We start from the raw sequence: 6341 nt of genomic DNA on the forward strand, positions 1-6341 counted from the left end.
GCCCGAGATAACGGCTAGGCAGAATCAAGGACAAGACATTGTTCCAGAAAGTAAAATTACTATTTCTGCTTACGCGAATTCACCGCGTAAGCAGCGTCTGCCGGGAGGCGTGGATTTACAAGGTATTGATATTTCTAGAAAAATGGCGCACCCGAGAGGATTCGAACCTCTGGCCTCTGCCTTCGGAGGGCAGCGCTCTATCCAGCTGAGCTACGGGTGCATACCGTTCGCGAGGTGCTTACGCCATGCTTACGCGAGTATTTCGGCCTCTTGAAGAGCGAACCCGACATTCGCCCAAGCCGTTGTTTAATCACTTCCTTCTTCCAACACCAGCAGCCATCGCCAGACTTGACAGCAACCTTCGGAGGGCAGCGCTCTATCCAGCTGAGCTACGGGTGCGTTCCAAGTCTTGAATAGCTGCCGTGTCGGGGCTGTGCAATGGGGAAATCGGTTCGGGGGTGGCGGAATCGGTGGATTTTCGGCCCTTTTCAACCCTTCTTCAGCATCCTGTTGCCCAACAATTCGGCGATCTGGACGGCGTTCAGGGCGGCGCCCTTGCGCAGGTTGTCGCTGACGCACCACAGATTCAGGCCGTTTTCCACGGTCGAATCCTGGCGGATGCGGCTGATGAATGTGGCGAAGTCGCCCACGCACTCCACCGGGGTGACATAGCCGCCGGGTTCGCGCTTGTCGATGACAAGGATGCCGGGGGCTTCGCGCAGGATGTCGCGGGCCTCGTCCTCGTCCAGAAAATCCTCGGTTTCGATATTGATCGCCTCGGAATGGCCGACAAAGACGGGCACGCGCACGCAGGTGGCCGTGATCTTGATCGACGGGCCGAGGATTTTCTTGGTTTCGGCGACCATCTTCCATTCCTCGCGGGTGGCGCCGTCCTCCATGAAGTCGTCGATCTGGGGGATCACATTGAAGGCGATCTGACGGGGAAAGACCTTTGGTTCGACCTCTTGCCCCGGCACATACATGCCTTTGGTCTGGTCCCACAGCTCGTCCATGGCCTGCTTGCCCGCGCCGCTGACCGATTGATAGGTCGAGACGACCACACGCCTGATTCGGGCGCGGTCATGCAGCGGTTTCAGCGCCACGACCATCTGCGCGGTCGAGCAGTTGGGATTGGCGATGATGTTCTTTTTCGCATAGCCCGCGATCGCGTCGGGGTTGACCTCGGGGACGATCAGCGGCACCGCCGGATCATAGCGATAGAGCGAGCTGTTATCGATCACCACGCATCCGGCCCTTGCGGCGGCGGGGGCGTGCTGTTTCGTGGCCTTTGATCCGATGGCGAACAGGGCGATGTCCCAGCCGGCAAAGTCGAACCCCTCGATGTCGCGGCATTTCAGGGTCCGGTCGCCAAAGCTGACCTCGGTTCCCAGTGACCGTCGCGAGGCGAGGGCGGCGATCTCATCGACCGGAAATTCGCGCTCGGCCAGAATGTTCAGCATTTCGCGGCCCACATTGCCCGTGGCTCCGGCGACGACGACCCTATAGCCCATATCCGGGGCCTCCTGTTCCTGCGGCAGATGGCATTTAGCGCAAAGACGTGCGGGATGAAAGACCAGGCCTTTCGGCGGTGATTCTTGTATTTTTGACCGTTCGGGCATGCTTTTGGATAGGGTATTTGGCCGGATCGGATGCGGCGTCTATGCCAAGGTTCCGGTGACGATCTTTTATAATGGCTGCGCTTTTATCCGCGCGTGAGGTATTCACAACGACGCGTGATGAGAAGTGGAGTCGGGGTACGGGGTCGCGTAGCGTACTGACCCCAGGCCGCCATGCAGGGGCATGGCCAGAATTTATCGAAATAAGCGGGATACCGCGATCAGCCGGGCCATGAGGGCCTGAGTGCTGGTGACTGACTGCGCATGTCCTGCGCGATTGAAAACGGAGATGTGAAGTCATGGCCGGATCGGGTTTGAACGAAGACGCCACGAATCTGTTCGGGATGGCGACATCCACGACGGCTGGTAATACCGGCGCGTACGGGAACGTTCAGCATACGCAATTCACCATCAACGGCGTCTTGACGGATATCGTTATCTCGACCGGTAACAGGGGCGTCGAGTTCTTTACGATGGACGCCAATACCGGGGCGCTGACGCTGAAAACCTCGGCGTATATCTATACCACTCCGGATCAGGGGTATCACAAGGGCGAGATATTCCAGTCGAACGGAAATCTGTATTTCTTCAAATCCTGGAATGCGAACTCGGCAGACGCAACCACCGTCGCCGGATACGAGACCGGTGACGTCACCTACAAGCTGGACACGGCCACGGGTCAATGGACCCCCATCGCGCAGCAATACGACCAGAATTTCACCTCGCTGACCAATATCGGAAACCCGGAAACGACAGGGGCGTTGACGTTTTCCGAGTTCACGGGCGGCGATGGCGAGAAATACATGTGGACTGCCGGCGGCTATGGCTTTGACGTCAGCGGCCATTTCTATTCCAAGATGCACTGGAACACCACGACCGAAAAATGGGATCTGGTGACATCGGCGAACAACAGTTCGGAACTGACGGTCGGTGTGAACGGGCTGACACTGGCGCAATGGCAGGCCAAAACCGGCCTGTATTATCAGACGATCGACAACGAACAGTCGATAAAGGTCATCAAGACCTCGGACGGGCTGAAGATGCTGATGGCCGGTGCCTCTTCTTCGAACAACCACGACGACCAGTTGACGGTGTTCGACCTGGATGCGCAGGGCAATATCCAGTACGATGCGAATGGCCAGACGCTGCGGACGACCTTCAACCTGACCACCGGGACGACGACTTATGGTGACGGAACCGCCGGTCCCAGCTTTCCCGTGGTCGCGGGAGATCCGAACAACGCCAGCTACCTGTTGCAGAACGTCAGGCTGGATCCGAACACGCATAACATCTTTATGTCAGGTGGTGCGACCGCAACAACCAACGGCAATGGCGGGATCATGGTCCTCAGTCCGAACGGCGACAGCGTCGTCTTCAAGGACGGCCCCGGTGTCGGCCTTGTGACGGGCACCGGCAGCCTTGGCCAGATCAGCCCCGACGCGAACATCGCCTGGGCGGATGGCAAGATCTATATCACCTCGCAACTCGCCTGGACCGACGCCTACCCGCATACGATCATTCTTGACGCCTCGAACTATTCGATCATCAGCCAGGGCACAGATACGTCGTCTTTTGCCGCCGTGGACCAGCGCGCTGACGGCTATGTGTCGCTGACCACCGTGGCCGGCAAGATGTTCATGATCGAACGGGTGGACGCCTCGGCCAGCGACGCGACCGGATATGCGCCCCTGAGGGTGGCAGTGTCTTCCTTTGGCTCCAGCCCGCTGTGCTTTGCTGCCGGGACGATGATCCTGACGGCTCGGGGCGAGGTACCTGTCGAAAAGCTGAAAAAGGGCGACATGATCGTCACCCGCGACCGGGGGATCAAGCCTATCGCATGGATCGGCAAGCAGCATGTCAGCGCCCGCCAGTTGCGGCTGCGTCCGCATCTGATGCCGATCCGCATCGCCCGCGGTGCCCTTGGGCCGAACACGCCGTCACGCGATCTGGTCGTGTCGCCGCAGCACCGCATCCTTGTCCGGTCCGCCATCGCGCAGCGCATCTTTGGCGAATGGGAGGTGCTGATCGCCGCGAAACGGCTGATCGGTATTCCCGGCATCGAACAGATGGCCGAATGCGACGGCGTCGATTATTATCATTTCCTGTTCGACTGCCACGAGATTGTCTTTGCCGATGGTGCCGAGGCGGAATCGCTGTTTACCGGCCCCGAGGCGATCAAGGCCGTCCCCGCCAGTGCCCTGCAAGAGATTTTCGAACTGTTCCCCGAACTTATGAACGGCGAATTGCCGCTTTATCCGGCACGCACGCTGGCCGAGGGCAAACCGGCAAGGAACCTTGTCAGCCGCCACATGCAGAATCGCAGGGCGCTGTGCAGTTCGGACGATTCGCGCGTGTTCAGCACGATCAGCGATTTCGTCGCGATGGTTCAGTATTCGCGCAAGGATGCGCCCGGCCGTCACGACCGCATCCACTGATCGCCCCGCCACGTCCATGCGGGCATGGATCCTGCCACCGGGCAGGCGGCGCTGCCGGATGCCGGGTCGATCAAACATGTGTTTTTTCCGGGAATGTCGTTTAAGAATGTGACGGACAAGGCGCGGTTGGTCCGCAATGACGGGCTGCGCTTCCTGAAAGATCGAGATGAAAAGGAAACAGGATGACGAAATTTGCCATCATCGCCGACTTTCACCTCAAGCCCGGATCGCTTGCCGCGTTTCGTCCGCTGATCGACGCGAATGCCAGATCGTCGGTCGCCGACGAACCCGGATGCCAGCGTTTTGACGTGATGGAATTACCCGATCAGCCGGACCGTGTGCTGCTGTATGAAATCTATGACAGCGAAGAAGCCTTCGGGCAGCACCTTCAAAGCCCGCATTTTCACCGGTTTGACGCCGCAAGCGCGGGACTGATCGAGACGAAATCCATCACCCGCTGCACCCTTGTTTGCGAGGGGTGATTGACACCGTTCGGTTTGGGTGATGCTGTGGCCCTGCAATGAACCGAGAACATCATGCCCGGAAAGCCAAGCCCTCGCGTCGGTCTGTTCGTGACCTGCCTTGTCGATGCCATCCGTCCGCAAATCGGCTTTGCCGCGATCCGGCTTTTGCAAGAGGCCGGCTGCGTGGTCGAGGTGCCGCAGGCGCAGACCTGCTGCGGCCAGCCCGCATTCAACAGCGGCGATGACGGGGCGACGGCGGCGCTGGCGCGGCAGACCATCGCCGCGATGGAGCCTTATGATTACGTCGTTCTGCCCTCGGGTTCCTGCGCGGGAACGATCCGGCACGGCTATCCCGAACTTCTGGCCGATGATCCCGAATGGGGACCGCGCGCCGCCGCGCTGGCCGCGAAAACCCACGAAATCACCAGCTTTCTGGTCGATGTCATGGGCTTTCTGCCCAAGGGACGGCAGTTGCACGCCAGCGCCACCTATCACGACAGTTGCTCGGGGTTGCGCGAACTGGGCGTGGCGGCGCAGCCGCGCGCGCTGTTGGCCGAAATCGCGGGGCTGGAGATGCGCCCGCTGGAAGGCAGCGATACCTGCTGCGGTTTCGGTGGCACCTTCTGCGTGAAATACCCGGCGATTTCGAACGGGATCGTCACCGAAAAGGCCGAGGCCATCGAAAAGACCGGCGCTGACCTGCTGCTGGCGGGCGATCTGGGATGCCTGATGAACATGGCGGGCAAGCTGCACCGGCGCGGCGCGAAGACCCGCTGTTTCCACACCATCGAGGTGCTGGCGGGCATGGCCGATGGCCCCGCCATCGTCGAAGAGTGCAAGCCATGAACGCGCCGCAACTGCCCTTCAATGCCCGCGCCGATGACTCGCTGGCCGACAGGACGCTGAAAACAGCCATCGACCGCACCACCGGCACGGCGGAACGCAAGCGCGCCGCCGCCATCGAGGCGTTCCCCGAATTCGAGGCGGCGCGCGCGCGCGGCCGCGCGATCAAGGATCATGTGATCGCCAATCTGGGTCATTATCTGGAACAGTTCGAAAGGAACGCCACCACCTCGGGCGCGCAGGTCCACTGGGCGGCAGATGATGTCGAGGCCCGTGCCATCGTCACCCGCATCTGCCTTGAGGCGAAGGCAAAGCTGGTCACGCGCTCGAAATCCATGCTGGGCGAGGAAATCGGCCTGCCGCATGCCCTTGCCGATGCCGGGATCGAGCGGGTCGAGACCGATCTGGCCGAACATATCATCCAGTTGGCTGGCGAGGCCCCCTCGCATATCATCTGGCCGGCCATGCACCGCACCCGTGAACAGGTGGCGGACCTGTTCAAGGCGGGCCACACCCCGCCCCCCGCCGCCGAGGATCCGGCCAGCATGGTGCAAAGCGCGCGCACCCAGTTGCGCACCAAATTCCTTGCGGCGGATGTGGGCATTTCCGGGGCGAATTTTCTGGTCGCCGATACCGGCGCGACCTGCACCGTCACCAACGAGGGCAATGCCGAACTGACCACCACCCCGCCACGCATCCATATCGTGACGGCAGGGATCGAAAAGATCGTGCCCTCGACCGCGCATGCCGTCGCGCTGCTGCGGCTTCTGGTGCGATCCGCGACCGGGGGCGAGCTGACCCAGTACACGACCTTTCATTGCGGGCCAAAGCGGGCAGGCGATGCGGATGGCCCCGAGGAAATGCATATCGTGCTGGTCGATAATGGCCGCACGAATATGCTGGCGGATGAGTTCCGCGAGATGCTGCGCTGCATCCGTTGCGGGGCCTGCATGAATCACTGCGTGGTCTATCGCCAGATCGGC

General features: G+C 60.8%; 6 protein-coding genes and 1 tRNA gene. 5 read left to right on the forward strand and 2 right to left on the reverse strand.

The features are described from left to right. Window positions 1–143: 143 nt before the first annotated feature. Together ACK5L9_RS13635 and ACK5L9_RS13640 are read right to left on the reverse strand one after the other, a co-directional pair. Window positions 144–220, reverse strand: a tRNA-Arg gene (locus ACK5L9_RS13635). 268 nt (window positions 221–488) lie between these two features. Next, entirely contained in the window at window positions 489–1511 is a 1023-nt protein-coding gene (locus tag ACK5L9_RS13640) for an aspartate-semialdehyde dehydrogenase (RefSeq protein WP_416912014.1), read from the reverse strand. 404 nt (window positions 1512–1915) lie between these two features. Here ACK5L9_RS13640 and ACK5L9_RS13645 point away from each other — a divergent pair, with 404 nt between their 5' ends. The 5 genes from ACK5L9_RS13645 to ACK5L9_RS13665 form a co-directional block, all read left to right on the forward strand. Continuing rightward, window positions 1916–4051, forward strand: a complete 2136-nt coding sequence (locus ACK5L9_RS13645) for a Hint domain-containing protein (RefSeq protein WP_416912015.1) — start codon at window positions 1916–1918, stop codon at window positions 4049–4051. A 24-nt stretch (window positions 4052–4075) separates the two neighbouring features. Next, a complete protein-coding gene (locus tag ACK5L9_RS13650; protein WP_416912016.1) occupies window positions 4076–4237 on the forward strand; it encodes a hypothetical protein in 162 nt (53 codons plus the stop codon). Next, complete coding sequence (locus ACK5L9_RS13655; protein WP_416912017.1) at window positions 4234–4533, forward strand: putative quinol monooxygenase; 300 nt, start codon at window positions 4234–4236, stop codon at window positions 4531–4533. The genes ACK5L9_RS13650 and ACK5L9_RS13655 overlap by 4 nt, the downstream gene beginning before the upstream one ends. A gap of 54 nt (window positions 4534–4587) precedes the next feature. Further along, entirely contained in the window at window positions 4588–5361 is a 774-nt protein-coding gene (locus tag ACK5L9_RS13660; RefSeq protein ID WP_416912018.1) for a (Fe-S)-binding protein, read from the forward strand. Continuing rightward, window positions 5358–6341 (forward strand): LUD domain-containing protein (locus tag ACK5L9_RS13665; protein ID WP_416912019.1); only part of this gene is annotated, 984 nt, incomplete at its 3' end. The genes ACK5L9_RS13660 and ACK5L9_RS13665, both read left to right, overlap by 4 nt.

The sequence above is a fragment of the Paracoccus sp. (in: a-proteobacteria) genome, from assembly GCF_047973135.1.
Taxonomy (GTDB): Bacteria; Pseudomonadota; Alphaproteobacteria; order Rhodobacterales; family Rhodobacteraceae; genus Paracoccus.

Coding starts and splice junctions, on each gene's coding strand:
- ACK5L9_RS13640 (WP_416912014.1), bottom strand. CDS start 1,511: ATGGGCTATAGGGTCGTCGTCGCCGGAGCCACGGGCAATGTGGGCCGC.
- ACK5L9_RS13645 (WP_416912015.1), top strand. CDS start 1,916: ATGGCCGGATCGGGTTTGAACGAAGACGCCACGAATCTGTTCGGGATG.
- ACK5L9_RS13650 (WP_416912016.1), top strand. CDS start 4,076: ATGGATCCTGCCACCGGGCAGGCGGCGCTGCCGGATGCCGGGTCGATC.
- ACK5L9_RS13655 (WP_416912017.1), top strand. CDS start 4,234: ATGACGAAATTTGCCATCATCGCCGACTTTCACCTCAAGCCCGGATCG.
- ACK5L9_RS13660 (WP_416912018.1), top strand. CDS start 4,588: ATGCCCGGAAAGCCAAGCCCTCGCGTCGGTCTGTTCGTGACCTGCCTT.